The sequence below is a fragment of the Halomarina rubra genome (assembly GCF_023699475.1).
GTDB lineage: Archaea > Halobacteriota > Halobacteria > Halobacteriales > Haloarculaceae > Halomarina > Halomarina rubra.
In genome coordinates this window covers 375,469-399,022 of record NZ_JALXFV010000007.1, presented here as the reverse complement: position 1 = coordinate 399,022, position 23,554 = coordinate 375,469, and the positions used below count along the sequence as shown (strand labels likewise).

At 59.4% G+C, this 23,554-nt stretch carries 23 protein-coding genes; 9 read left to right on the top strand and 14 right to left on the bottom strand.

The window, feature by feature from the left end; translation table 11 throughout:
• Nucleotides 1-74 precede the first annotated feature (74 nt).
• Nucleotides 75-488 (bottom strand): tRNA-specific adenosine deaminase, encoded by a 414-nt coding sequence (locus tag M1L36_RS14650; protein WP_250874468.1) that lies wholly within the window; start codon nucleotides 486-488, stop codon nucleotides 75-77.
• Between the two features lie 332 nt (nucleotides 489-820).
• Here M1L36_RS14650 and M1L36_RS14645 point away from each other — a divergent pair, with 332 nt between their 5' ends.
• Nucleotides 821-1,594: an SDR family oxidoreductase gene (locus M1L36_RS14645; protein ID WP_250874467.1), complete on the top strand. Its 774-nt coding sequence runs from the start codon at nucleotides 821-823 to the stop codon at nucleotides 1,592-1,594.
• Nucleotides 1,595-1,600: 6 nt separating this feature from the next.
• Nucleotides 1,601-2,356 carry an SDR family NAD(P)-dependent oxidoreductase gene (locus M1L36_RS14640; protein ID WP_250874466.1) on the top strand — a complete coding sequence of 252 codons (756 nt, stop codon included), beginning with the start codon at nucleotides 1,601-1,603 and terminating at the stop codon, nucleotides 2,354-2,356.
• Between the two features lie 440 nt (nucleotides 2,357-2,796).
• On the opposite strand, the gene gdhB is transcribed toward M1L36_RS14640, so the two are convergent.
• From gdhB to M1L36_RS14625, 3 genes are all read right to left on the bottom strand, one after another.
• Nucleotides 2,797-4,083, bottom strand: a complete 1,287-nt coding sequence (gene gdhB, locus M1L36_RS14635) for a glutamate dehydrogenase GdhB (RefSeq protein WP_250874465.1) — start codon at nucleotides 4,081-4,083, stop codon at nucleotides 2,797-2,799.
• A 3-nt stretch (nucleotides 4,084-4,086) separates the two neighbouring features.
• The gene (locus tag M1L36_RS14630; RefSeq protein WP_250874464.1) at nucleotides 4,087-4,230 is read right to left on the bottom strand and encodes a rubrerythrin-like domain-containing protein; all 144 of its coding nucleotides are present in this window, start codon (nucleotides 4,228-4,230) and stop codon (nucleotides 4,087-4,089) included.
• 166 nt (nucleotides 4,231-4,396) lie between these two features.
• The gene (locus M1L36_RS14625; protein WP_250874463.1) at nucleotides 4,397-7,273 is read right to left on the bottom strand and encodes a bacterio-opsin activator domain-containing protein; all 2,877 of its coding nucleotides are present in this window, start codon (nucleotides 7,271-7,273) and stop codon (nucleotides 4,397-4,399) included.
• A 522-nt stretch (nucleotides 7,274-7,795) separates the two neighbouring features.
• Here M1L36_RS14625 and M1L36_RS14620 point away from each other — a divergent pair.
• Nucleotides 7,796-9,031, top strand: coding sequence for an MFS transporter (locus M1L36_RS14620; protein ID WP_250874462.1), 1,236 nt, complete (start codon nucleotides 7,796-7,798; stop codon nucleotides 9,029-9,031).
• Between the two features lie 227 nt (nucleotides 9,032-9,258).
• Here the strand turns inward: M1L36_RS14620 and M1L36_RS14615 are convergent, their stop codons facing one another.
• The 4 genes from M1L36_RS14615 to M1L36_RS14600 all read right to left on the bottom strand — a co-directional run bounded on the left by M1L36_RS14615 (nucleotide 9,259) and on the right by M1L36_RS14600 (nucleotide 14,013).
• Nucleotides 9,259-11,856 (bottom strand): efflux RND transporter permease subunit, encoded by a 2,598-nt coding sequence (locus M1L36_RS14615; RefSeq protein WP_250874461.1) that lies wholly within the window; start codon nucleotides 11,854-11,856, stop codon nucleotides 9,259-9,261.
• A gap of 303 nt (nucleotides 11,857-12,159) precedes the next feature.
• Nucleotides 12,160-12,435 carry a DUF7521 family protein gene (locus M1L36_RS14610; protein WP_250874460.1) on the bottom strand — a complete coding sequence of 92 codons (276 nt, stop codon included), beginning with the start codon at nucleotides 12,433-12,435 and terminating at the stop codon, nucleotides 12,160-12,162.
• Complete coding sequence (locus M1L36_RS14605; RefSeq protein WP_250874459.1) at nucleotides 12,432-12,887, bottom strand: winged helix-turn-helix domain-containing protein; 456 nt, start codon at nucleotides 12,885-12,887, stop codon at nucleotides 12,432-12,434. The genes M1L36_RS14610 and M1L36_RS14605 overlap by 4 nt, the downstream gene beginning before the upstream one ends.
• Nucleotides 12,888-13,059: 172 nt before the next feature.
• Nucleotides 13,060-14,013, bottom strand: a complete 954-nt coding sequence (locus M1L36_RS14600) for a PLP-dependent cysteine synthase family protein (RefSeq protein ID WP_250874458.1) — start codon at nucleotides 14,011-14,013, stop codon at nucleotides 13,060-13,062.
• Between the two features lie 303 nt (nucleotides 14,014-14,316).
• Between M1L36_RS14600 and M1L36_RS14595 the strand changes: the two genes are divergently transcribed.
• From M1L36_RS14595 to M1L36_RS14585, 3 genes are all read left to right on the top strand, one after another.
• Nucleotides 14,317-14,757 carry a hypothetical protein gene (locus tag M1L36_RS14595; RefSeq protein ID WP_250874457.1) on the top strand — a complete coding sequence of 147 codons (441 nt, stop codon included), beginning with the start codon at nucleotides 14,317-14,319 and terminating at the stop codon, nucleotides 14,755-14,757.
• Nucleotides 14,758-14,947: 190 nt separating this feature from the next.
• Nucleotides 14,948-16,093, top strand: coding sequence for a multicopper oxidase domain-containing protein (locus tag M1L36_RS14590; RefSeq protein WP_250874456.1), 1,146 nt, complete (start codon nucleotides 14,948-14,950; stop codon nucleotides 16,091-16,093).
• Nucleotides 16,094-16,098: 5 nt separating this feature from the next.
• On the top strand, nucleotides 16,099-17,061 hold the full coding sequence (locus M1L36_RS14585; RefSeq protein ID WP_250874455.1) for a halocyanin domain-containing protein: 963 nt from the start codon (nucleotides 16,099-16,101) through the stop codon (nucleotides 17,059-17,061).
• Nucleotides 17,062-17,134: 73 nt separating this feature from the next.
• Here the strand turns inward: M1L36_RS14585 and M1L36_RS14580 are convergent, their stop codons facing one another.
• From M1L36_RS14580 to M1L36_RS14555, 6 genes are all read right to left on the bottom strand, one after another.
• Nucleotides 17,135-17,413, bottom strand: a complete 279-nt coding sequence (locus tag M1L36_RS14580; protein WP_250874454.1) for a DUF7521 family protein — start codon at nucleotides 17,411-17,413, stop codon at nucleotides 17,135-17,137.
• Nucleotides 17,410-17,784: a winged helix-turn-helix domain-containing protein gene (locus M1L36_RS14575; RefSeq protein WP_250874453.1), complete on the bottom strand. Its 375-nt coding sequence runs from the start codon at nucleotides 17,782-17,784 to the stop codon at nucleotides 17,410-17,412. Before M1L36_RS14575 ends, M1L36_RS14580 begins: the two co-directional genes overlap by 4 nt.
• A gap of 300 nt (nucleotides 17,785-18,084) precedes the next feature.
• A complete protein-coding gene (locus M1L36_RS14570) occupies nucleotides 18,085-18,444 on the bottom strand; it encodes a group I truncated hemoglobin (RefSeq protein WP_250874452.1) in 360 nt (119 codons plus the stop codon).
• Between the two features lie 102 nt (nucleotides 18,445-18,546).
• Nucleotides 18,547-19,176 (bottom strand): helix-turn-helix domain-containing protein, encoded by a 630-nt coding sequence (locus M1L36_RS14565; RefSeq protein ID WP_250874451.1) that lies wholly within the window; start codon nucleotides 19,174-19,176, stop codon nucleotides 18,547-18,549.
• A gap of 220 nt (nucleotides 19,177-19,396) precedes the next feature.
• Nucleotides 19,397-19,918: an HPP family protein gene (locus tag M1L36_RS14560; protein WP_250874450.1), complete on the bottom strand. Its 522-nt coding sequence runs from the start codon at nucleotides 19,916-19,918 to the stop codon at nucleotides 19,397-19,399.
• A gap of 118 nt (nucleotides 19,919-20,036) precedes the next feature.
• A complete protein-coding gene (locus M1L36_RS14555; protein ID WP_250874449.1) occupies nucleotides 20,037-20,624 on the bottom strand; it encodes a cyclodeaminase/cyclohydrolase family protein in 588 nt (195 codons plus the stop codon).
• A 118-nt stretch (nucleotides 20,625-20,742) separates the two neighbouring features.
• On the opposite strand from M1L36_RS14555, the gene M1L36_RS14550 reads away from it, so the two are divergent.
• From M1L36_RS14550 to M1L36_RS21435, 3 genes are all read left to right on the top strand, one after another.
• Entirely contained in the window at nucleotides 20,743-21,837 is a 1,095-nt protein-coding gene (locus M1L36_RS14550; protein ID WP_250874448.1) for a DoxX family protein, read from the top strand.
• 138 nt (nucleotides 21,838-21,975) lie between these two features.
• Nucleotides 21,976-22,248: a DUF7410 domain-containing protein gene (locus tag M1L36_RS14545; RefSeq protein ID WP_250874447.1), complete on the top strand. Its 273-nt coding sequence runs from the start codon at nucleotides 21,976-21,978 to the stop codon at nucleotides 22,246-22,248.
• Between the two features lie 287 nt (nucleotides 22,249-22,535).
• Nucleotides 22,536-23,525, top strand: coding sequence for a transcription initiation factor IIB (locus M1L36_RS21435; protein ID WP_305794551.1), 990 nt, complete (start codon nucleotides 22,536-22,538; stop codon nucleotides 23,523-23,525).
• Nucleotides 23,526-23,554: the final 29 nt, after the last annotated feature.

Here is a 23,554-nt window from a genome sequence, read left to right as displayed (position 1 = left end):
GCTCCGATTCTGTATTGGAGTATTGAGAGTACGTCACGGTACGTGTACGCGCCAATCAGAGAACCGGGCTGCAGTTACTCGTCGAGTGTCTGCCAGCGTTCGTAAATCTCAATCCCTTCGTCGCGCTGTTCGTAGACGAGCGGGAGATCTCGCTCGTCCCACTCTTTGGCGTACTCGTCATAGAACTCGCCGAATTCGAAGTACTTGCGACTATCCGTGTAGAACTTTTCATACTCCTCTCGCTGAGTGAGGAAGAAGACGTTGTCGGGACTGCAGTAGTACAACGCTCCGAGACACGTCGGACACGGGTGAGCGAGGACGTAGACGCCAAACCCTGTGAGATGCTCACTGCCGAGTCGTTGACACGCTTGGCGCAGGCGACAGTCTCGGCGTGTGCAGTCGGATCGCTCGACTGCTCGACCAAGTTTGGGCTTTCGCGAGGACTGATCCGTCTCGGACGACGAGACACGAGTAGGGCCGTCCTCCATCTTCGACGATCTCACGGGCAAGTTCTACGGTGCGTTCCACGAACTCCTGCGAAGCAACTGTGGGCGCGACACGCCGTAGGTGGTGCCCAAGTTACCCTTGTGCCAATCAGCAAATGAGGTAGTAAGTTTTTCTCGCCGTTTGTGGGAGCCCCTGCGTGAAAGTACTGAATCACTGAAATATGCGCGGTGCTCTGGCGACACCATTCGCCGAACGAAAAGCGTACCCAAAGCGTCGAAAAACGACTCAAAACGACCAGAAAGATATCAATCCACGAATCACCGACGATAAATATAATACTAGATTTATGTCCCGGCTGTACGCTTAGTTAATCATGGATAACTTACTAGATGGTAAGTCCGCTGTCGTAACTGGTGGTTCCAGTGGCATAGGACGGGGCATTTCGCTGGCGTTCGCAAACCACGGAGCCGATGTCGTGGTCGCTGACCTGCAAGAGTCCCCACGTGAAGGAGGAACTCCGACCCACGAACAAATCAACGCCGAGACGGACGGCGCAGCGAGCTACGTTGAGTGTGACGTTACCAGCCAAGAAGATCTTGAGGCGGCGGTCGACGCCGCCGAGGAGTTCGGCGGTATCGACGTGATGGTGAACAACGCGGGTATCTTCCGGACGAACGACTTCTTGGAGACGACCGAATCGGAGTACGACCAAGTCATGGAAATCAACGCAAAGGGAGTCTTCTTCAGCGCGCAAGCAGCCGCCAAGCGGATGGTTGAAAACGGCGGTGGTAGCATCATCAATATGTCCAGCCTCGCTGGCTATCTGGGCAACGCTACCTACCCAGTCTACAATATGTCGAAGGCTGGAGTTCGAATGCTCACGTACTCACTGGCGGATAAGCTCGGCCCCGAGGGAATCCGTGTCAACGCGATACACCCTGGTAGCATTCAGACGGCGCTGTCCGAACAGGACATGCCAGGGATGGACGACGATGTCGCTGAACAGTTCGTCCAGATGGTTCCCCAGCGTCGAAGTGGGACGCCGGAAGACGTCGCTGGCGTCGCAGTGTTCCTCGCGAGCGACCTCGCGGGATACGTGAGCGCCGAGTCGATTCTGGTCGACGGCGGCTACGCAAACACGGGGTGATATCGAATGGGAACACTCGCAGAGGACGTTGCGATCGTCACGGGCGCGAGTTCCGGAATCGGACGGGCTTCTGCCGAGCGGTTGGCAGCTGAAGGCGCTTCAGTCGTCGTTGCAGACGTCGACGCCGAGGGTGGAGCAGAGACCGTCGACCGAATCGAATCCGACGGTGGAGCTGCCATCTTCGTCGAGGTAGACGTCACGGACGAGGAGGACGTCCAGAAGATGGTCGACACTGCTATCGAGACCTATGGGGGATTGGATATCGCTCACAACAACGCCGGTATCGAAGGTGATGGCTCACCGCTGGCCCAACAGTCCGCGGACAACTGGGGACTGGTACTCGATATCAATCTCACTGGCATCTTCCTCGCGATGAAACACGAAGTCGCAGCCATGGTCGAACGTGGCGGAGGAACGATCGTCAACACATCGTCCATCGCGGGGCTGTCGGGAGATGGAACAGCACCCTACGTCGCCAGCAAACACGGTGTGGTCGGATTGACGCGACAGGCTGCCGTAGAGTACGGAGGCGAAGGAATCCGAGTCAACGCAGTCTGTCCAGGTGTCGTCAGGACGCCGATGGTCGAACGCTCGCTCGAAGAGCATCCAGAAGCAATCGACCAAATTACGGCCGAACAACCGCTCGGACGGATGGCTGAACCCGAGGAAATCGCTGCCGCAGTCGTGTGGTTGGCGTCTTCGGACGCGTCGTTCGTCAACGGCCACCCGCTGCCGGTCGAGGGGGGGCTTCTCGCCCGCTGAGGTCTCCCGACGAGACAACCGAACTAATCTGAGTGGTTTGTAGACTCAGCGTTCATATCCAACTACCGGCCTGTATCGTGATTCGCATTGCAGCAGCGCCGCATCCCAGTGCAATCAAACCGACGATGATGACGAACTCCGAGGTTGCATCATCGGCTCCACAAAGTAGTGTGAGAAGAATCAAACAGCCTGACGTCACTACAATTGACGTGCTGGCGAGAAAAGCAGAGATAACGAAGACTGGGTCGCCCAGTGTCATTGGTACGAACACTGGATCGTATATACCGACAGAGGCCAATCCCATTCCCACGACTAGATAGCCCAGAAATGAAGCCGCTGTCAATACCGCCCCAATGGTTCCCAGTTGGTAGACACGATAGATGCCTCGTTCGAGTGGGGTTGACGGCTGGCGTGACTGGACGAACGAGACACGAACCATCCTACGGCCAGAGTCCTCGTGAGCCGTGGGCATCGGCGATGCGCGAAAGGGCAACCGCGTAGGCTGCATCTCGCCACGAAACGCCCTGTTCTTCGACGACGTCGCGGACCTCACCCCAGGCAGTCTGCATCTCCTCTTCGAGTTCGTCGTTGACGCGGTCGAGTGACCACGCACGGCGATTGATGTCCTGCAGCCACTCGAAGTACGAGACGGTCACGCCGCCAGCGTTGGCAAGGATGTCAGGAACCACTGGTATCTCTCGTTCGTGGAGAATCGCGTCCGCACCGGAGGTCGTCGGACCATTCGCACCCTCGATGACGAGTGATGCCTGAATCGCGTCTGCGTTCTGCTCGGTGATGACGTTCCCGACAGCAGCAGGAATCAGGACGTCGACATCGAGTTCGAGCAGTTCCTCGTTGGGCAGTACGTCAGTCGCGTTCTTCGTCACGGCCTCCGGTTCCTCGTCGTGCGTCGGAATTGACGCGATATCGAGTCCACCGGGGTCGTAGACAGCACCGTTGACGTCACTGACCGCGACGACGTCTGCACCCCAGTCGTCGAGCAACCGAGCGGCGTTCGCACCGACGCTGCCGAAACCTTGGACAGCGACCGTCGCGTGGTCCAGCGACATCCCGTAGTGTTCACACGTTTCGCGAGTGACGATCGCCACACTTCGGCCGGGGGCTTCCTCACGACCGTAACTCCCGCCCACTATCGGAGGTTTGCCAGTGACGACACCCGGTGTCGTCTCTCCAACCTGCATGCTGTAGGCGTCCATCATCCAGGCCATTGTCTGTGCGTTCGTCCCCATATCAGGGGCGGGAATGTCTCGGTTCGGCCCGATGACGTCTCGGATCTCCTGTGCGAACCGGCGGGTAAGTCGTTCGGTCTCTCCGTCGCTCAGCTCTTTCGGGTTGACGACGACGCCCCCCTTTGCGCCACCGAATGGAATGTCCATGACAGCGCATTTCCAGGTCATCCACATCGACAGCCCAACACACTCGTCGCGAGTAACGTCGGGATGGTACCGGAGCCCACCTTTGAACGGTCCACGAACGCTGTCGTGTTGGGCGCGGAACCCAGTGAATACCTCGACGGTGCCGTCGTCACGCTCGATGGGAACGGCGACTTCCGTCACCTTTGCGGGGTGTTTGAGTCGTTCGACGATACTCCGGTCGATATCGAACTGCTCGGCCGCGTGGTCGAGTTGGCGTCGAGCTGTCTCGATAGCAGGTTCGTCGTCTTCGGGTGACTCAGATTGCGTCGTCTGCTGTGAATCGGTTGCCATTGCCTACTCGAACGTCGTCAGTCGGTTGCGCATCGAGCCGCCACAGTCGGGGCACGAACGCGGGCAGGACTCCTCGACCACGATGGTACCGCAGTTGAAGCACTCGTACGCCGATTCCTCCTGAGGGTCGTATTCGACATCTCTCATCGTCACGAGAATCTACACGGTGTCAGCGCATCGGCGTACTAGTTCAACATCATGCTGGCGTGTCTGAAGATGGTTCGCTATTCAACAAAGCAAACAGGTGTGGTAAGTAGTGCTAGAGAGTACCCCCGTAGTCGCATCCGGCTACTTCAGGTGTATCGTCCCGACATCAGCCCTCCGTGGCTGGGAACGCGCCGACACCGACCTCGTCGAACAGCGTCGAGAAGAGCTTCCGCTGTACTGTCCGTGCGTGCCGATAGAACGCCGCTGGCGAGATGTCGAGCGCAGCTGCGACGTCTTCACCTGTGCTCTCACGTGGTGCTTCGAAGAAGCCGCTGTAGTAGGCCGTCTGGATCACCTCGAGTTGCCGGTCGGTAACTCGTTCGAGGAATCGCGAGTAGAGGTCCCGCGTCGACGACCCGTCGAGCGTCCGTTTCGACCGGAGGTCGACCCCGTCGACCGAGTTCGACACCAGACGTGTGATGTGGCGGACGTCGACTGACTCCGGGATGTCGATTCGGAGCGTTGTCTCTGCGTCCGTAGCCACGATTTGCTGAAGTACTGCACCGTGGTCCGCCAGTTCGAGTGCCAAGAATGGCTGTGCGATTCGTAATCGGACGACGCCACCGGACGCATCTGTACTGATTGGCTGGACTCGCTCGACAGCCACGAGAGCGTTCGCGGCCTCCTGAAGCGCCTCGACGGAAGCACCGTCAACCGTCACGAACACGTCACTCCCGTGCTCGGTCTGTTGGACGCCACCCCGATAGGAGAGTTGGCAGTCCGCTTCCCGCGCGAGGCGCGTGAGAACGAACGACGGGTCGTCAACGGCGAACTCGACGCGGGTAACCGACGTCGTCAACAGTGCGTTCTTCCGCTCGATAGCACTGGTCGCTGACGCGATAGTCTCACCGAGTTCTGCGATGACTTCCCGTGCGGTATCGTCGAACGCGTCCTGGGCATCGGCGTACACCGTCAGGACACCGTACGTGAACTCGTCGTAAGCGAGCGGAACACTCAGGACGGAGAGGAAATCACGCGACAGGGCGTTCGTTCGCCACGCTTCCTGCCGAAGCTGCTCGGCGACGTTGTCGACAGTCGTCACGGACTGCGTCGCCGCGGTCCGGCCAGCCGGTTCGACTCCTGACTCCGCGACGGTGAAGGAAATCTCGTCGAGGTACCCCCGCTCCTCACCGGCCCATGAGCGCGGTTCGACGACGTCGCCCACAGTGTCGACGACGCCGATCCACGCGAACGCGAACCGGTCGTCGTCGGTCAACCGTTCGCAGACGGCGTGGTCGATCTCCGTTCGCGTTTCGGCCCCGACGAGTGCCTGGTCGATTTCGCGGATAATCTCGTTGATACGATTGAGCGCGGTGAGTTCGGTGTTGCGCTGTTGAAGCTCGCGTTCCTGTTGGCGAAGTCGCCCTTCGCGTCGGACGCGGTCGAGTGCGGCCTCACCGGTCGCCGCCAGGAGGTCAGCTAGTTCCCGACTCACCGAATCGAACTGTCCGACGACTGCCGAACCGACGATGAACACCCCGTGGTCACCGAGCGGGATGTACGCGACACTGCGGAGGTCGGTCGCACGGTTGTCGAGTCGCTCCGAATCGTGAACGTCGTCGAAGAACCGCGGTTCGTCGTGCAGGAAGCTGTGACTGACGAGTCCGGGGTCGTCAGTTCGGACTGCTGGAAGCGGCCCGTTCAACTCCCGCATTGTGGGTGACTGCGCGGCTGGCTGGAGTTCGTTTTCGTCGGCGTCGAACAGGTAGACGGCGCTCGCATCGAGGTTCACGACGCCGGGTGCGTCGTCGACGACGTGCTGAGCGATTTCGTACGGCGTCTCGGCGTAGAGGAAATCTCGGGCGGTCCCGTGGAGGGTCGCCAGGGCTTCTTCACGCTGTTTCCGCTTCGTGATGTCACGACAGCTGTACAGAAGTGAGCCGTCCTGAATAGACACCTCGCGGACGTTGACGAGCAGCGTGTGTTCACGTCCGGCCTTGTCCGTCGCGGTACACTCGATGTTCTTGAGGACCCCCTTTGCGGCGAGTTCGTCACGGTCGAACAGGTCCTCGCCGAGCAGGTCGTCGATAGGGTGGTGCTGGTGAATCTCCTCGTCGGTATAGCCGAAGATGAAGTGGACGTTCGGGCAGACGTAGGTGTACTCACCGGTGTCGTCGGTCATGAGGACCGTGTCGGTCATGTTGTTGAGCGTCACCCGGTGGAGCTCCTCGGACTGGCGGAGGTCGCGTTCGAGCGTCACTCGTTCGGTGATGTCCACCCCCTCGACGACCACCGAGACGAGATTTCCGAACCCATCGTGGACGGGGCGGGCGGAGAGTTCGACAACATTCGCCGATTCTGTGACCGGTGTGTGGGTGACAACAGCATGACCGAACCCTCCCTCGAGGGCGGTTTCGACGACCCGCCGTACGTCCGTCTGGATTGTCTCGTCGTGCGCCCACCACGGGAGGGTCCAGAACGATTCGCCAACGATGTCCTCGACCGTATTCGGTATCTGATCACGAGCGGTCTCGTTGACGCGAGTCAGCGCACCGTCGGCGTCGAGCACCCACGTCGCGGTCCGGGAGTCGTGGAAGATCGCGTCGAACTGGCGAGCTCTGTCCTGCCGTGTCATCGATCGCTTCCCGTCCCGAACACACCGGTCCACGCGAGCGAGAACGTCGTCGAACTCGTCGCTATGTGGCTCGTCCAACGCGATGTAGTCGGAGACACCAGCCCCGATGGCGGTGCTCGCTACTGTCTCGTCCCCGCTGGCAGTACACATCACTATCGGGAGCGTTTCTGTCTCTTCACGAATCGACTCCACGAGTTCGATACCAGTCCCACCGTTGAGCGTGTACTCACAGATGACGCAGTCGACGGCGGATTCCCGAACGATGTCGAGCGCAGCCGTGGCCGTCGAAACCCCGCGCACCGTCGCATCCGTCTTCGTTTCCAACTCGTCTCTGAACGCGTCGACCCATCCTGCCTCTCCAACCAGCGCAACGTGGGTTGCATCGAGAGCATGCGGCGGAGTTCTCATTGTTGGATATTGAACACCGCGACGATTGAACGTACCGGCTTTCAATCCAAGCAACCACTCACCTACGCATACTATCGTGAGGTCGCTCTCTGAGCTAGCAGTATTGATGGCGGTTCTGAGATCGATTCCATCTGGAGACGTCGTGACCTGATGACAATCGGCGACGGTTGGGGGCGAACTGAACCCACCGTGCCCATTCGATGTTCAACGTGTACCAATAAGTCCAAAACGAATCAAGCATTGCTCAGTGAGCAGAGGACAACTGACGAGGAACAGCAGTACAACCACAATGGTCCCGTGGTCTCTTTCACTGTATACTGGTCGTCCTTTCAGTACACGAGATTCAATCGCTGCGGACGACGTGTCCAGTAGGGAGCGTCCACGTCTCGGTGACGCTCCCACGCAGCGGAGGAAGATATCTGTGCGAGTGTTGCTAAGTTCAGTTCCCGGCGAGGGCCCGCAGTTCCTGTGCAGTTGTCAGAGCGATTGTGAACTCGTTCGGATGCTATGGAGCCGTGGCAGATGACCGAACCATCGACAGTGGTGAACGACCCTCAGACAGACGGGGGAGCCTCCGACCGAAGTCCACGACAACTCTGGGGCCTCGTCATCGGAGCGAGTCTCATATCGGCTGGTCTCGCCGCGTACGAAATCGTCCCTGCAAGCGTAACGCCACTCGTTCAGGAGTCGCTGGGCGTCAATGCAACTGCGGCAGGGCTGCTTGTCGGGACGATGTTCGGGACGGCTGTCATCGCGAGTATTCCAATCGGTATCGGTCTCGACAGAGCGAACACACGAACTGCCATGGCCGTTGCGGTTCTCACCCTGTTCGTCGCTGGGACGTGGGGCTGGATGGCAGGCCGTCGCGGCGACTTCTGGTCCGTCGTCGCATCCCGTGCAGTGGGCGGTGTCGCGTACGTTGCCGTCTGGAACGCTGGTATCGACATCGTCAGTCGAGCGGTCGATGCTGACCGCCGGGCAACGGCGGTCGGAATCTTCACCGCGAGCGGGCCGATTGGGTTTGCCCTCGGCCAGGCAACTGGCCCGCTCATCGCAGCCCGATTCGGCTGGCCCGCTATCTTCCTCGCGTTCAACGGTATCGCCCTGCTCGGTCTCGTGTTGTTCTGGCCGACGAGCCGAGGACTCGGCCGCACCTCTGGAGCTGCCCCATCTGTCGCTGAGTTCGGGGCCGTCCTCCGGAATCGGCACGTCTGGCTCGTCGGAGGACTCGGCTTTCTCGGGTACTCCCTGTATCTCTTCGTCAACAGTTGGGGTGGGCCGTACCTCTCTCAAAAGATGGGTCTCTCTGTAGCGGCGAGTGGCCTCTTGCTTTCTGTGTTTCCTGCCGTCGGTGTCCTGTCTCGTACCAGTAGCGGGCTACTCTCTGATCGCGTGTTCAGCGGCCGACGACAGCCAATCGTGTTCGGATCCTTCGTCGTCGCGACACCGCTTGTCTTCGGGTTCACGCGGCTCCGATCGATTCCAGTCTTGGTGGCCGTGTTACTCGTCACTGGGTTCGCGATTCAACTGACACTGGGACTCTCGTTCACGTACGTTCGCGAACTCGTCAACACACGAGTAGCTGCGACTGCAGTGGCGTTTCAGACGAGTGTTGGACTGGCCGGGGCGTTTCTCGCACCAATCGTCGGTGGAGCGGTCGTCGACTCCGCTGGGTTCGAGACCGCGTTTCTTCTCGCAGGAGTGATCGCTGTCGTTGGAGTAGGTCTCGGCTGGCTGGCACCAGAACCTGCCGGGTGACGTGTCACGCGGAATATTTCGCGAGAACGCCTTGGGCCGATCTGATTGCGATTAGTTGAAAAGTAAGCGTTGCATCGGCGATAGCACTTCGACTCAGCTCGAACGAATCGTCGCTCTATACATTTTAGCGCAGGACAGGTCTCGTGAACCCCCCGATTTTGTTCGTTGCTCTTTTCGAACCCATTTTGTTCGAGAAGCTAACGGCTTTATGATCAAATACTGGACAATCACGTGGGCAAGCGCTCCCAAACCACGAGCAGAGACGGAAGCACCGTCACGCACGCAATGAACGCATAGACGATGCTCAATCCAGTCACGATTCCGAAGCGCTGGAGCGGGGGCGACAGCGCCAATGCGAGCACCCCGAAGCCCGCTGCGGTCGTCACCGCACTTCCAAGCAACGCGCCACCAGTTCCCTCGAGTGTCGTCGACAGCGTTTTAGCGAGCGAGTCGTGGCGAACGCGCTCGTCGACGAACCGCTCACTGACGTGAATACTGTAGTCCACGCCGAGACCAATTGCTAGGCTCGTAATCACGACGGTCTCGCTGTTGAATGGGATTTCGAGCACGGACATGGTGCCGAGCAGCCACGCGAGCGCGACGAGGACGGGCGTAAGCGTCACGACACCCAGCCCCGGTGCGCGATACCGCCACCAGTACATACCGATAAGGAGGGCGAGAATGACTCCCAGCGTGATAGCGAATCCTTCGACGAGCGTCTCGAAGAGCGCACTTTGGACACCGGCAGTGATGACCGGACTGCCCGTTGCAATCGCTCGAACTGGGACGTCTTCTTCGATGGCCGTGGCGATGTCTCGCACGTCACCTGCGACCGACTGAGCCGAGGCGTCTCCCTGCACGGCGACAGTCAGGCGTGCAGATTCGTACGACCCGTTCTCGGCGCGATGCAGGACCGACGATGCTTGTTCGGAATCAGCACCGAATAGCAGGTCATAGACCGCCGCGACGTCTCTGTCTGGGAGGCCATCATCATCCGTGTCACGGGCTGCGATTGCATCTGCAACCGTTTGATTGTCCGAGGCGACAGCACGAAGGACAGACGTTGGGCTTTCGATAGCTGCTCTTCCATCGGAACCGACGATGACTGTACCGCTGCTGTTCGTACTGCGGACCACGTCGTCGGTTGCGGTAAGGAGTGCTGGCGTGGTCACGTTCCCACGTATGAGTATTTGCGCTTCCGATCCCTCTCCACGTTGTCGGAAATTGTCACTCAGGTACTCGAGATTCTCACTCACCTCGTACTCGCCGGGCGCGAACGGTTCCGGAAGTGTGTCCATCCACGACGGCGCATCCTGCGGGATGAAGTCGGCCCGATTGAACTCCGTGTCGATACTCGTCGCACCGTACGCTCCTGCGGAGGCGAGGAGCAACGAGAGAACGATGACGACGATGGGGACTCGTCGGGTAAGTGTCGCGGTGCCCGAGAGAACACGATTTAGCCGCCCGGAATCGACGCCGACGGCGCGAGTGTGCCGGTCGCGGCCACGGCGGTCGAAGAACCGTTCCACTTCGAGTTTGACGGCTGGGACAAGCGCGGCGAAGACGACGAAGATGGCGACGATTCCCACACCACTCAGGATGGCGAAATCCCGTATCGAGCCCAGCGGACTAACGTAGTTCGAAAAGAACCCGACAGCCGTCGAGAACGCGGCGGTCGCCAGGGCGAGAACGACACCGCCGATTCCGAGACGCATCGCCGTCGTGGGGTCTCGTGAACCGACGTTCTTATCGTCGGTGTCGAGTGTTCCCTCTCGGGCTTCGCGGTAGCGCATGACAACGTGGAGGGAGTAATCGATACTAAGACCGATGAGCAAGAACGGGACGGCGATAAGGGTCGAGTTCGATGGAATTCCAAGCCACCCCTGAATGCCTGCATACCAGACCAACACGACGGCCACGCCGAAGAGGCTCACGAGAACGTCGACGAGGTCCCGGTAGGCAACTGCGAGGGCAGCAAGCAGGAAGACAATCGCGACGGGCGTGATGATGATGAACGTGTCACCGATGGCCTGCGAGGATTCCGCATCGATGAGACCCTGCCCGAACACGAACGCGTCGTCGAAGCGCTCCTCGACGAGAGAGCTGATGACCAGCTGTGCATCGTTCACCGACTCGGTGGTAGTCGCCGAACTGCTCGGACTTTGTTGAAAGACGAGGGTTGTTCTTGCATCCGCACTCGTCGCTCCCGGTTCGTAATCCGTCGACAGAAATTGAGTTGGGTCGTCGCCGGGAACAGACGTCTCTGGGTCGAGAATGCGGCTGAGATACATTTCGACGTCCTCGTCGGTGCTCGATTCGAGTGCCGTTATCTGCTGGTCGAGCGTCGGTCGTAACGGCTGGCCTCGTTCCGTAACCACCGTGCGGTTCTCGGGAGAGTTGACCCCGTTCGACGAACCGCTACGGTCACTCCGCTCGTGTGCGAACGCGACGTTTGCGACGATGTTCTCGAGACCGACAATCCCTGTGCCAGCACGAAGTGTCGTGTTGACGGACTCGTTCGCTCGGAGGGCCTGCTGAAGCCGGAGACTCTCGAGTAACGACTCGCGGGTGAGAACATCGCTCCCTCCGTCCCTGACGACGACCTGTGTAACGACTGCATCGTTCGTATCGTACGTCGCTTCGATACGGTCGAGCGCCGCCTGCTCGGGCGAGTCGATACCTGCCTCACCGATTTGCTGGTCTCCGGTAGTCCCGATGAGCGCACCAGCGCCGACAATGGCACTGACGACGAGTAGAACCACGATGAGTAACCTGCTCCGTGAGACGACGAAGTTCGCGTATCGTGACGAAAGGTCCCGTTTCATCGAACCTCAGTACCCTCCGTGAGACGAGACACTACGTAGTCCGACTGGCAGATCGCTGCATTGGGCCTGTCCATACGCTTATTGAGATGAGTGTTACTATGGAGCGATGGAACGTTCCCAAGACGTGGGAGAGCCAACTACCGTAACGATGGCACCACCCCTGGAGATGTTGTCCAGCCGATTCGAGTGGGGTTACGGAATATCGGGGCGAAAACCTCGCCGTTCAGGGGGAGGGGACGAAGCCGACCAGGGGTATTCGACCATCTTTGGAACGCTTCGTGTTCTGGTGTGCAAACGAGAAACTCAAGTCTGCTTGAGCCCGTAAATCATGACGACGAACCCGAGACAGATGATGACGCTTTCGAGGAGCATTCCGACGGTGACTGATGCGCCACCGATGTGGTGGAACACCCCGACAAGAAGCGTTCCAAGCGTGATGACCGCCAATCCCACCGCGAAGAACTGGAGACCGGGGATTCGGGTTCGCTTATAGGACCTGTATGCCATCAGAGACACGATTCCTCCGAGAACGAGCGCGGCGATTTTGACGACGACGAGCAGCACGATAGGGAGGTTCATTTTGACTCCTCCTTCATCGCCGCCCAGAACGTGGCCATACTGTCCTCTGCATCTGTCTCTGGGCGCGATATGTCGACGGTGAACTCCTCGTCGGTGACGCTGATCGAAATATCTGTGAAGTCACGTTCGTAGAGAGTCGCGTTTGGACCGTCACGCCGGACTTCAGTGTACTCCTTGACGAGTGCTGCTTCGCGGAGCAACTCGAGTTTTCGATACACGGTCGAACTCGGCAACTCGCACTCGTCACAGAGGTCACTGGCTGATTTCGGGTCGGTTAGCAGCCCGAGAATCGTCCGGCATTTACTGTCGTCGAGTGATTGCAACACGATATCGACTGGTGGACTGTCATCGTCGACCGACGACACTCGATTCGAGCGGAGCGTCGACTCGGAAGCCGCCCGCTTCGACGGGATCAGGCACAGCGGGTTCCAATCGACGTGATCTTCGGTCATCGGTGGTCGAGGGCTCCTTCTCTACAGCGTGTCGAGTCGGTCGCTCTTCGGTACTGGTACTCTCGGTGGAATCGTATATAGTGGTCTCGAACAGTCCCAGAGTTTCGGAATAGTGTGTCTCAATCACATGCCGTAGAGATACCCCTGGGAATCTGGCAGGTGCCCCACTCGTTCAAGAGAGGCAGAACTCAGAGCCCGCCAGTCCTTCGTAGAGGCCCTCCGAGAGGTACTTCAAGCCAGTGTCGCACGCGACTGTGACTATCGTCTCGTCGGGGTGTCGCTCTGCGGCGACCTGCTGTGCCGCCGCGAGGTTCATTCCCGTGCTCGTCCCGACGAGCAGTCCATCGTCTCGCGCGAGTCGTTGTACACAGTCGACACCCTCCTCCGTGGGGAGTGTCCGGACGTGGTCGTAGAGGTCGTCCTCGACGAGCGGTGGTGAGGCGACGATGGCCGTTCCCTGTACGGTGTGTGACCCTGTCGTTCCCTCAGAAACGACGGGTGACTCCTCGGGTTCGACGACCGTTACGTCCACGTCAGCACTGTGGTTTCGAAGCGACCGAGCGACGCCCATCGCACAGCCTCCTGTGCCGACGATCATCACGAACTCGTCGACATTCGGGCGCTGGTCGAGAATCTCTTTGCCCAGTGCTTCGTATCCGCCGAGTTGGTCGGCGTTGGTGAACTGGTCCGTGAAGTACGCCCCCGTCTCTGCTTGTACCGCTTCGGTTCTGTCTCGAAGATCTTCGAACAGTCCGTCGTACGACGTACCGTCCGGCGTTTCGACGACGTGGAGGCGCGCGCCGAGGGCTCGCATCGAGGCGATCTTCTCTTCGGCGACACAGTCGGCGGTCACGATGTGGAGTGGATGGTCGAGCACTGCACAGACGAACGCTAGGCTCGACCCCGTACTACCACCAGTGAACTCCACGACCGGTTCCTCTGGCTGAAGTGCTCCACGCTGTCGTGCCTCGGTAATCATCGCCAAGGCCATCCGGTCTTTCAGGCTCCCGGTCGGGTTCGCTCCCTCCCACTTAATCGCAATCGATGCCCCACCGTCGGGGCGCATCGACGGAAGATCGACCATCGGTGTGTCGCCAATCGCGCCGAGTGTGTTATCGTCGCTCATCGGTATCTCCTCCGATTTCAGTAACTGTGTACCCAATCTGTAGGGCCGAAGCTGCTGGTCGAGCATGGCTCACTCGCGGGTCCCTCCTGGTCGGTGTCGGGTGTTCACGGCTCTACTCCCACTTTCTGGGAGACCACCTTTGTTGTTTATCTTCCGCCGACGACCTCTCACCGTATCGATGAAATCTGAACGTCTGAACCGAATCGAGTCACAAGAATGGGATGGTCTCGCTACTTTTGACCTGTCCCTGCGGATGAACCCCGACGAAACAACACGACGTCGGCCACGCTCTGAGGGATGTCGATGACCACGACGCTTGACGTCGTCATGATCGTTCACACGCTCTTCGCTGCTCTGTGGACCGGTGGTACGCTTATCGTGACCGGAATTGTTGTCCCGGCGACGCGTGCTGGACTACTGAGCGGAGAGGCGCTCTTATTCGTCAGACGACGGTTCGCGTACCTCACTGGCGTATCGGTGTTGGTACTGCTGGTTACCGGTGGTCACCTGGCGGGGACACTGTACACTGCTGACTCACTTCAAACGAGTTACCGTGGCCAACTCGTCTTGTCGATGGTCGGCCTGTGGGCCCTTCTCGCAATCTCCCTCTACGGTGGGTTTCGCCGACTATCGGGTCTCTCATCGGAACAGTCCCTCGAACCTGTCGCTGCTGAGGCTAGACCGTGGTTTCTTGCTGCGAGTGTCGTGTCGCTACTGTTACTGGTAGTCGCCGGTCTGCTCTGACGCTCTCGTCTCGAACTGAAGCTATCCGGTCAGTCAGAGAACCGCCGCAGAAGAAGCGGGGTCTCTCCACAGGCGGTACGACACGTTTCCTTTGAATTGGTAGCTCTAGATATTCCCAGTAGGTGTCGATTCCTACGACCTGAGAATCGGATAACCTGCTTATCTCCCGTACTTTCCAACGACTACATGTATGTCCGAGATTGGCGCTCCTGGACGGGGCATCTCCCGACGACAGTTCCTCGCCGCGACCGGCTCGACCGGACTGGTCGCGTTGGCGGGTTGCACCACGACGTCGTCACCGTCCGCACGCGTCGTTGACTCGGCCCCGAACAATTCGGCGGCTCCCTCCGACCTTCCCCCGACCGGTCGCCCGGAGGTGGTCGACCTCGACGAGCGAAACCACGAGGTGACTATCAAGTCGGTGATGGCCCGCCACGCGATTCACCCCGGCGAGTCGATGGGTGGGCCGGTCAACCTCCCCGTCGTCTGGGCCTTCCAGGCAGACGATGGCACCCCGAGCGTGCCCGGTCCCATCCTCCGAACGACCGAGGGCAACGACCTGAAGATCACCCTCGACAACACGGAGATGCAGGTTCCCCACACGCTGCACTTCCACGGCGTTCGCAAAACGTGGGAGAACGACGGCGTGCCGACGACGACCGGCGTCACGGTGATGCCTGGTGAGAGTCAAACTTACGATATCCCCGCGAACGTTCCGGGGACGCATCTGTACCACTGTCACTACCAGACGCCGATGCACATGGACATGGGGATGTACGGCATCCTTCGCGTCGACCCAGATGGATACGAGGAGGCCGACAAGGAGTACTTCATGACGGCTAAGGAGTGGGACACACGGCTCTCGCGCCAGCACGGTGGGGAAAACGTCAGCTACGACCTCACCAACCGCATGGCCGACGCGTTCACGCTCAACGGGAAGTCCGCGCCCGCGACACTTCACCCAGAGACCGGCTCGCCCATCATCGTCGAATCGGGCGACACCGTCCGTATCCACTGGGTCAACGCGGGGTTCATGAGCCATCCCTTGCACACCCACAACCATCGCTTCCACGTCGTCGAGAAAGACGGCAGTCCGATGCCTGAGGTACTCCAGTTCAAACAGGACGTGTTGAACATCGCCCCTGCCGAACGCTACACGGTTGAGTTCGAAGCGGATGCCGACCCGGGTATCTACCTCATGCACTGTCACAAGGTCGACCACATCCGTAACGGCTCGTCGTATCCGGGCGGGATGCTCAACGCCATCGTCTACGAGGACGCGATGGACACCGACATCTTCCGGACGCTGATGGACTACGCGGGGTACGAGGCCTGATGGCGATGACGGGAACGACTCGCCGACGGTTCCTCGCGGCGACGGCCGGTGCGACGCTCGGTGCCGGTCTGTTCGTTGGGCCAGCCACCGCACAGACGGGGGATTCAGCGGTTGACCTCTCGAAGTGGTTCGCGAACACCGAGGGCGTCTCGAAGGTCACCGACGTCCGCGGCCAGTCCCGTGTCGAGGTCACCGTGGGTGCGGGGGGCAACGGCGGCGCATTCGCGTTCGCTCCTGCCGCGGTTCGAATCGACCCTGGAACGACTATCGTCTGGACATGGACCGGCAACGGCGGGACGCACAACGTCGTCGCGAAAGACGGCTCGTTCGAGTCGGAGTACTACGGATCCAGCGGCGATACGTTCGAGACGACGCTCGACACTCCTGGTGTCACACGCTACGCCTGTGCACCCCACGAAGCAATGGGCATGAAAGGCGCTGTCGTCGTCGGTGATGTGGGGGTCACGCTGAGCGGGACCAGTGGGGGAGAGCAGACACCCGAACAGCCCGAGGAGACCTATAACGGCTGGCTGTCGAACACCGGGAACTACCACGAGCTCGTCGACCGTCGTGGCGAGTCCGAGGTAGTCGTTGAGGTCGGTGCGGAGGGCAACGGTGGTCCCTACGCGTTTGCCCCACCAGCGATGCGTATCGACCCCGGAACGACCGTCGTCTGGGAGTGGGTGGGAAACGAACCGTACAACGTGGTCGACGCTGAACTCGGCTACCACAGCGACCAGGTTGCCGGAGCGGGTCACCGATTCGCCGTCGAGTTCGACGGTGACGGACTGAGCACGTACGAGTGTTCCGAGTACAGCGATGAGGGCATGCGTGGTGTCATCCTCGTCGGCGAGGGGCCCACCCGTCAACTCTCGACACTCAGCTACGCGGTCACTGGTGGTGGTGCGCTTGTGCTCGGTGCACCCTTCCTCTACGGACTTCGCGAGCACGTTCGTTCGACCCGCTGAAACCCCCTCTCAGTCGGTCGAAATCAATGAGCTGTGTCTCGATTTGGCAGGCTCTCTACTCTCTACCGTCTTCTCAATCCACATAGAGTGAGTACAGGATGACGCCGAACCCGACGGTCGTAAACAGACTTTCGAGGATCAGTGCGATACTCGGGTCGACAGGAAGGAATTGATCGGCGATTCCGGCGAGCAACGCACCGATCGTCACTGCTCCAAATCCGAGTGCGAGTGCACGGAGCGCTGGAGCAGCCGTTCGTCGATATGCCTTGAACGCGAAGAACGTGATTGATCCCCCCAAGAGGAGTGTGAGTGTCTTGAGGACGATTACTGTGGTTGTGATGTTCGTATTCATGTTTCTTTTCGCACCTCCGACCACATCTCGGACAACCGCTGCTCGGGAGTCCGGGCGGGACGGTCAATCTCTACATCGAGGGCACGGTTCTCATCCAGCGAGAGACGGACCTCGTTGAACGCGAGGACATAGCGGGTTGTGTGATGGCCGTCAGTTCGAACCTCGACACGTTCCTCGACGAGTGAGGCGTCACTGAGGAGGTCGAGTTTCCGATACGTCGTCGACTGCGGAATCTCACATCGCTCCGAGAGCTCGCTGGCAGTCATCGGGTCCTCGAGACACTCTACGATCTCTCTGCACGCAGGGTCGTCGAGTGCGTCAAGAACCTGTTGGAGGTTTGGGGCTCCCTCTGTCCCTGGCTTACGACCCATTGTACATTCGGTTTGGAGCGGGTGTCGTCTGAATAGAGAGGCCGACATACTGCCAACGGGACTCCACACTGAGTGCGTGCTCGTCCCGACGGTGTACCGGTTCTGGAAGCTCGCTCCGGACCATCTCACGTGTCTGTCGTCTCCTCAGTTGGGCCATCAGTGTCCTGAAACTATTGATTAGTCGTCGGTGCTCGGTCGTCGGGATTCGGTGACGATGGATAGGCGACTGCTTGCAGTCGTAATGCGCGTCCGAGTACCTCGCGCCTAGCTTCGATGGGCTTGCCGTTCGATCGTTGGGGGTCAGTGCCCGACGATCGGTTCCTTTAGAGCGACCACCTCGGACATGATCGCCTCGACGTTCTCCTCGTTCACGCCAGCGTCGACCAGCGCCGCTTCGAGATATCGCCCAACGGCATCGAAGTCGGCCTCACTGATATCGAGGTGACTGTGGGCTTCACGCATATTTGCCCCTGAGTAATCGACTGGACCACCTGCAACTGCACTCACGAACTGAACCTGATGGGCACGGAGTTCGGCCATGTCCATCCCTTCGAAGTATTCGACGAGGTCGTCGTCGGCCAGTACTCGATCGTAGAAGTCGTCGACGACGTGTTCGATCGCTTCTCGACCACCGATTTGACGGTAGAGGGTTTCGGGCATCGACATCTGAACGTCCGGTCTCTCATCCGAAAACGCCTCTTGCTACCGTCGTAGGGGCTTTATGTACCAATCGAGATATTCCGGCCGTTCTGCGCAGTCGGTCTACACCGAAAGGATCTGATCCAGCAGTTTGCGCTGAGCACGAGCCAGGTGTTCGGTGAACGTCGCACCAGTGTTGTCGAGTTCGTCTGCGACGTCGTTTCTGCTCGAACGCCTGGGGGTCTCGAAGTATCCCATCTCGTGGGCCGTTTCGAGTGTTTCGTACTGGCGGTCGGTGAAGGTGTCCCGATTGACGAACAGCAGCCTCTCTTCCTCATCCGGTTCGGAGCGAGTGAGCCGACGGATTCGTACCGACTCAGCGCGCGATTTGACGTCGGTGACGATGTCACGAACCGTTGGAGTATCTGCCGCGATGAACGAGAGGTGAAGTGCACCTGATTCCGCACGAAGGTTTCGCACGAGACAGCCGTGGTCGGGAATCCGTCCGCACGGACAGTCGGCAGAGTCGGTGGTAAATCGGTGCACCTCCTGAGTGCCGTCAGCGAACACGACATCGGTATCGGGCGACTCGAGTTCGTTCTGAACGGTGCGATCGACGGTCAGTTCGCCGATGACACCATCGTCGCCACCTGCTGTACGGATCGATTCGACCTCACAGTCCTCGCTGATGGAGGTGACTGGACACACGTCGGTGCCTTCGACGACCATCTCTACGTGAACCCCTGTGGCCATCACTGGAGGTTCGGGCCACCCATGTAAGTCCTGACTGATACGACACGAGGTGGGCTCAACCACAGCCGACAGGAACCGAGTCAGATGCTTCTGGGTGCAAAAAAACACACTACCGGTCACGAGCCGTTTCTATCGATGTTGTGTCAATGAATAATCGTGGAACAAGATAGTTACCGAGAACTCAGACGGGATTCTCCGTGTTTGACCCCTAAGAGAGTCACTATCGTCCAGCTACCCCACCAGCTGGCAACAGGGAGTCGACCAGTACGAGTAGACAGACCGAGACCATGATGATCGCTGCATCTACGACCGTCGTCAGTAATCCAAGACTGATTATCAGCGTCGTTGCACACGCTGGAGCGTGGCGATAATCGGTTCTGAGCATCGCGATTGTCGTGAGCCCGACGGCCACGAACCCAGAAAGGACGAGGCGGAATCCCCCCGGAGAAAATGCGGATGGCGTACTGACGATAGTCAGTCCTGGCGCAAGTGCGTGGTAGGCGACCATCCCAGAGAGAACACCGAAGAAGTGGCCACCGATCGTCCGCTGCCACTGGCTCGTCGCTGCTGAAGGCGTTATGGCGAGTGCGTACGCAGACGGTCCCAGACTCGGAAACACGAACGGTTGTCCTGTCCCCCACGCCAAACCCACAAGGACAGCGAGGAGGCTGAGCGTTCGTCCAGTCGAGAAGATGACCTCGACGGTCGTTGGACGGTCATTCGCCGATTCTAGCACCCCCATACCTGGCCAACGGTCCTCCGCAGGATATGCATCACGACTTGGTATGAGCTGAATGTCCCCACCCTGCTTGCCCTCGATGGTCGTTCTTTGAGAGTCGGGGCTTCACACCTATCTTCAGCTACCTCGGTTGGATGTTCTCGATAATTTCCCCAAAGGCCGCCTCTGCAGCACGTTCGATAGCTGCTGTCTGGTTCTGCATCTTGCGGACGGTCGGTGTTTCTTCTATCGACTGGAGATTCGTTCGAGCGGTGAACAACGAGGATTCGAGCGTCGAATGAACGAAGTACGAACCGGTACCAGCGTCCGGAACCGCATTCTCGTTCGCTGTCGCGGTAACGACGACTGCATCATCGAGTACGGTCGAACAGGCCTTGGCGATCGTTATCGGGACGCCAACTGCCTTCATCGCGGCTATCTCTCTCGATGTTTCTTCTGAGGCACTGAGTAGTTCAGAAACCGCCTCAGCGTCTGCCCCTGCCAGACCCATCAGCGCCCGTCGCTGGTGCTGTAGATTCGTCTGGATCTCGGAGAGTTGGGGCTCGACGTCCTCGTACCCCTCTTTCCCAATGGTATGGATGCACGCCATCTCGCACAGTGACGTTCCGACTGCACCGACGACCGCGGCCGCGGAACCACCGGCAGGAGTGACACGCGGTGAGGCAATCCCGGAGAGAAATTCGTCGAGGGTTTGGTGGTTGTATTCCATCCCTGTGGGGTTAACTCTGAGTCTACGTGTGTGTTCTCCATGGGTAATCAGGAATCCCGATTCCCGCCAACTGAGAATCAAGCGACGATATCTCCCTTCGAGGGACGTACCTTCGAGTATGGACGAACTGCCCCTGAGTAGACTCGTCGCCGCGTTCGTACTGACGCTATGTGGGTTGGTGGCCACCACGTCGCCCGTCGCCGCCCACGTCAAGTACGTGAGCGACGGAGGAGATCCGGTCGATGCGATTCGGTTCCTCTCAGAAACTGCCTCGAATCCCACTAACGTCGCTGTCCTCGGCGTTGGCACTCTCGTCGTAATCGTCGGGATTGGTCTCTACCTTCGGTATCGGCCTATCGCTTCTGATATCGCCCTCCTGAGAGCGACGCTCTCGGAGTACGAAGATCTCCTCCCGTGGTTGCTTCGATTGAGTATCGGTCTTCCACTCGTCGGAGCGGGGTTCGCTGGGTACTACTTTAGCCCACTCGTGCCTGCCCCGACTCGACTGTTCGAGGTCGCTGTCGGCTTTCTGCTCCTCTTCGGACTGGCGACCCGGTTTACCGCTGGTGTTGGACTGGCAGGGTACCTCGTTGGCCTCGCATTCCGTCCCGAACTCCTCCTCGCCGCAGAGTACGTCCCTGGGTTCATCGCGATAATCCTCCTTGGTGGGGGCCGACCGAGTGCTGACCACGTCCTCGCCCGCATCGCAGCCAGCGACGGAACGCTCTATGGCCGATTCGATCCGATATACAGACAGGTTTCGGTACCCTTTGCCACGAGAATCGAGTCGTACACGCAGTTCGTTCCGACGATACTCCGGGTCGGACTGGGGTTCACGTTCTTCTACCTCGGGTTCACGCAAAAGCTGATGAACCCCGGCGATGCACTCGCGGTCGTTGCACAGTACGATTTGACAGCGGTCGTCCCTGTCTCTCCAGAACTGTGGGTAGTGGGTGCTGGACTCGTCGAAATGGCAGTTGGGGCAGCACTCTTCGTCGGTGTCTTCACCCGAGCGTCTGCTGGGGTTGCGTTCATCATGTTCACGCTGACGCTGTTCGGATTGCCCAACGATCCGGTCTTGGCTCATATCTCGCTGTTCGGACTCGTCTCCGTTCTACTGGTCACCGGAGCTGGCCCGTTCGCTCTCGATACTCGGCTCCAAACGATGGAGATGAAGCGACAGCAGCGAGCGGCGGAGGAAACATCGACGTAGCACGGTCGACAATCCCCATTACGCGCTAGAGGTGTTCGGCGCTGGTCCACACAGGGCGGTCTCGCTCTCGAAAAGTATTGATGACTGCCTCGCGAAGCGCGTTTGATGAGCGAACACCGTACTGGTGGCCGAGGGTCGATGGCTCCGCTCGAGACTGAGTTCGAAATACGAGCGGGAGAGACGCCTTTCGCTCGCTGTCAGTACTGTGACTATCCGTTCCCGACCGAACAACAGCTGGTGTTACATCGCGGGGTGGCTCACGAGGACCGACTCGATGCGGATGAACAAGCAGCGTACGAGCAAGCCCGTGCTGCCGAAGATGAGACACTGAGTCTGTTCAGACTGAAGGCACTGTTTGCGCTGGTGATTCTCTACTTCACGTTTCTGATGGTGTACGGTGTCGTCACGTGAGTTTCCCGTGCCCGACGGACGCCGCAGATATTTTCCATGCATCTCTGTAGCGGAGTAGTCTTCACAGGGGACTGACTCAGACAACGCTCGTTCGCTGGTCTGATGGACCAGCAGCTACTGCTCGAACCGATGGCCCGTCGTAATCACCGCCCTGTAGCGCATCTTGGGCTATCCGTGTAGATACCCGGCTCATTGATACAGAGCGTGGGGACGATTCCCGCCCTCTGGGAATCGGGTACAGAGCCATGAACGGGGTGGACGCAGAGTATACAACGTCAGTGCTGGCCATGACATCGAACAACACCCTCTCACGCCGAAGTCGTCGAGTAGCTTCCACAGCAGACGTCAGTACGGACACTGGTCGTTCGCGGGGTGATGTATCCCGGACACAGCAAGCTACGTGCCCGGAGTGTGGCGGTCGAATCGTTGATGACAACCAGCACGCCGACCGGGCGTGTCGAGAGTGTGGGCTTGTAATCGAGGCCGGACAACTCGACCACGGGCCAGAATGGCGCAACCACGAGGGAGACCCTGAAACCAATCGAGAGCGAACCGGCGCTCCAATCACCGAACTCCAACACGACAGAGGGCTTTCGACGAAAATCGGGTGGCAGAACAAAGACGCGTACGGCCAGGCGCTAGAACCGAACCAGCGGGCGAAGATGAAACGGCTCCGTACCTGGGACGAACGATTCCGTTCACGCGACTCCCAAGACCGAAATCTCAAACAAGCATTCGGTGAAATCGACCGTATGGCGAGTGCACTCGGGCTTCCCCAGATGACTCGCGAACTCGCTGCCCGGCTCTATCGAAGCGCGATTACGGAAGGTCTTCTCCCAGGCCGATGTATCGAAAGTGTCGCATCCGGCTGTCTGTATGCAGCTGCCCGGAATACAGACGCCCCGCGAAGCCTCGACGAGATCGCCACGGTCAGCCGTGTGGAGCGACTTCGGATTCAACGTGCCTATCGCTACGTGGCTCGCGAACTCGGACTCGGTGTACAACTTGCCGACCCTGAAACCTACGTCACACGGTTCCGCTCGAAACTCGAGTTCGACGAGGAGGTCGAGTACGTGGCACGTGAGCTCATTGAGAGTGCTGTCGAGCACAACGTCCACAGCGGCCGAAGTCCACTCTCCATTGCGGCGGGTGCGCTGTACGCTGCAGCTCGGCTGACGAATACGGACACGACTCAGGCGGCAGTGAGCGAAGCGAGTACCGTGAGTGAGGTCACCATCCGCGACCGATATCAGGAGATACTGGAGGTCCATCGGTAGGGGAGTGAGCAGTGAGCGAATTCGCCCAT

Excerpts from the sequence above, each read along its gene's own strand:
- M1L36_RS14625 (WP_250874463.1), bottom strand. The coding sequence starts at position 7,273 with ATGAGAACTCCGCCGCATGCTCTCGATGCAACCCACGTTGCGCTGGTT.
- M1L36_RS14610 (WP_250874460.1), bottom strand. The coding sequence starts at position 12,435 with ATGAACCTCCCTATCGTGCTGCTCGTCGTCGTCAAAATCGCCGCGCTC.
- M1L36_RS14560 (WP_250874450.1), bottom strand. The coding sequence starts at position 19,918 with ATGGGGGTGCTAGAATCGGCGAATGACCGTCCAACGACCGTCGAGGTC.
- M1L36_RS14555 (WP_250874449.1), bottom strand. The coding sequence starts at position 20,624 with ATGGAATACAACCACCAAACCCTCGACGAATTTCTCTCCGGGATTGCC.
- gdhB (WP_250874465.1), bottom strand. The coding sequence starts at position 4,083 with ATGGCAACCGATTCACAGCAGACGACGCAATCTGAGTCACCCGAAGAC.
- M1L36_RS14645 (WP_250874467.1), top strand. The coding sequence starts at position 821 with ATGGATAACTTACTAGATGGTAAGTCCGCTGTCGTAACTGGTGGTTCC.
- M1L36_RS14550 (WP_250874448.1), top strand. The coding sequence starts at position 20,743 with ATGGACGAACTGCCCCTGAGTAGACTCGTCGCCGCGTTCGTACTGACG.
- M1L36_RS14600 (WP_250874458.1), bottom strand. The coding sequence starts at position 14,013 with ATGAGCGACGATAACACACTCGGCGCGATTGGCGACACACCGATGGTC.
- M1L36_RS14570 (WP_250874452.1), bottom strand. The coding sequence starts at position 18,444 with ATGCCCGAAACCCTCTACCGTCAAATCGGTGGTCGAGAAGCGATCGAA.
- M1L36_RS14630 (WP_250874464.1), bottom strand. The coding sequence starts at position 4,230 with ATGAGAGATGTCGAATACGACCCTCAGGAGGAATCGGCGTACGAGTGC.
- M1L36_RS14580 (WP_250874454.1), bottom strand. The coding sequence starts at position 17,413 with ATGAATACGAACATCACAACCACAGTAATCGTCCTCAAGACACTCACA.
- M1L36_RS14615 (WP_250874461.1), bottom strand. The coding sequence starts at position 11,856 with ATGAAACGGGACCTTTCGTCACGATACGCGAACTTCGTCGTCTCACGG.
- M1L36_RS14590 (WP_250874456.1), top strand. The coding sequence starts at position 14,948 with ATGTCCGAGATTGGCGCTCCTGGACGGGGCATCTCCCGACGACAGTTC.
- M1L36_RS14595 (WP_250874457.1), top strand. The coding sequence starts at position 14,317 with ATGACCACGACGCTTGACGTCGTCATGATCGTTCACACGCTCTTCGCT.
- M1L36_RS14640 (WP_250874466.1), top strand. The coding sequence starts at position 1,601 with ATGGGAACACTCGCAGAGGACGTTGCGATCGTCACGGGCGCGAGTTCC.
- M1L36_RS14585 (WP_250874455.1), top strand. The coding sequence starts at position 16,099 with ATGACGGGAACGACTCGCCGACGGTTCCTCGCGGCGACGGCCGGTGCG.
- M1L36_RS14575 (WP_250874453.1), bottom strand. The coding sequence starts at position 17,784 with ATGGGTCGTAAGCCAGGGACAGAGGGAGCCCCAAACCTCCAACAGGTT.
- M1L36_RS14650 (WP_250874468.1), bottom strand. The coding sequence starts at position 488 with ATGGAGGACGGCCCTACTCGTGTCTCGTCGTCCGAGACGGATCAGTCC.
- M1L36_RS14620 (WP_250874462.1), top strand. The coding sequence starts at position 7,796 with ATGACCGAACCATCGACAGTGGTGAACGACCCTCAGACAGACGGGGGA.
- M1L36_RS14605 (WP_250874459.1), bottom strand. The coding sequence starts at position 12,887 with ATGACCGAAGATCACGTCGATTGGAACCCGCTGTGCCTGATCCCGTCG.
- M1L36_RS14565 (WP_250874451.1), bottom strand. The coding sequence starts at position 19,176 with ATGGCCACAGGGGTTCACGTAGAGATGGTCGTCGAAGGCACCGACGTG.
- M1L36_RS14545 (WP_250874447.1), top strand. The coding sequence starts at position 21,976 with ATGGCTCCGCTCGAGACTGAGTTCGAAATACGAGCGGGAGAGACGCCT.
- M1L36_RS21435 (WP_305794551.1), top strand. The coding sequence starts at position 22,536 with ATGACATCGAACAACACCCTCTCACGCCGAAGTCGTCGAGTAGCTTCC.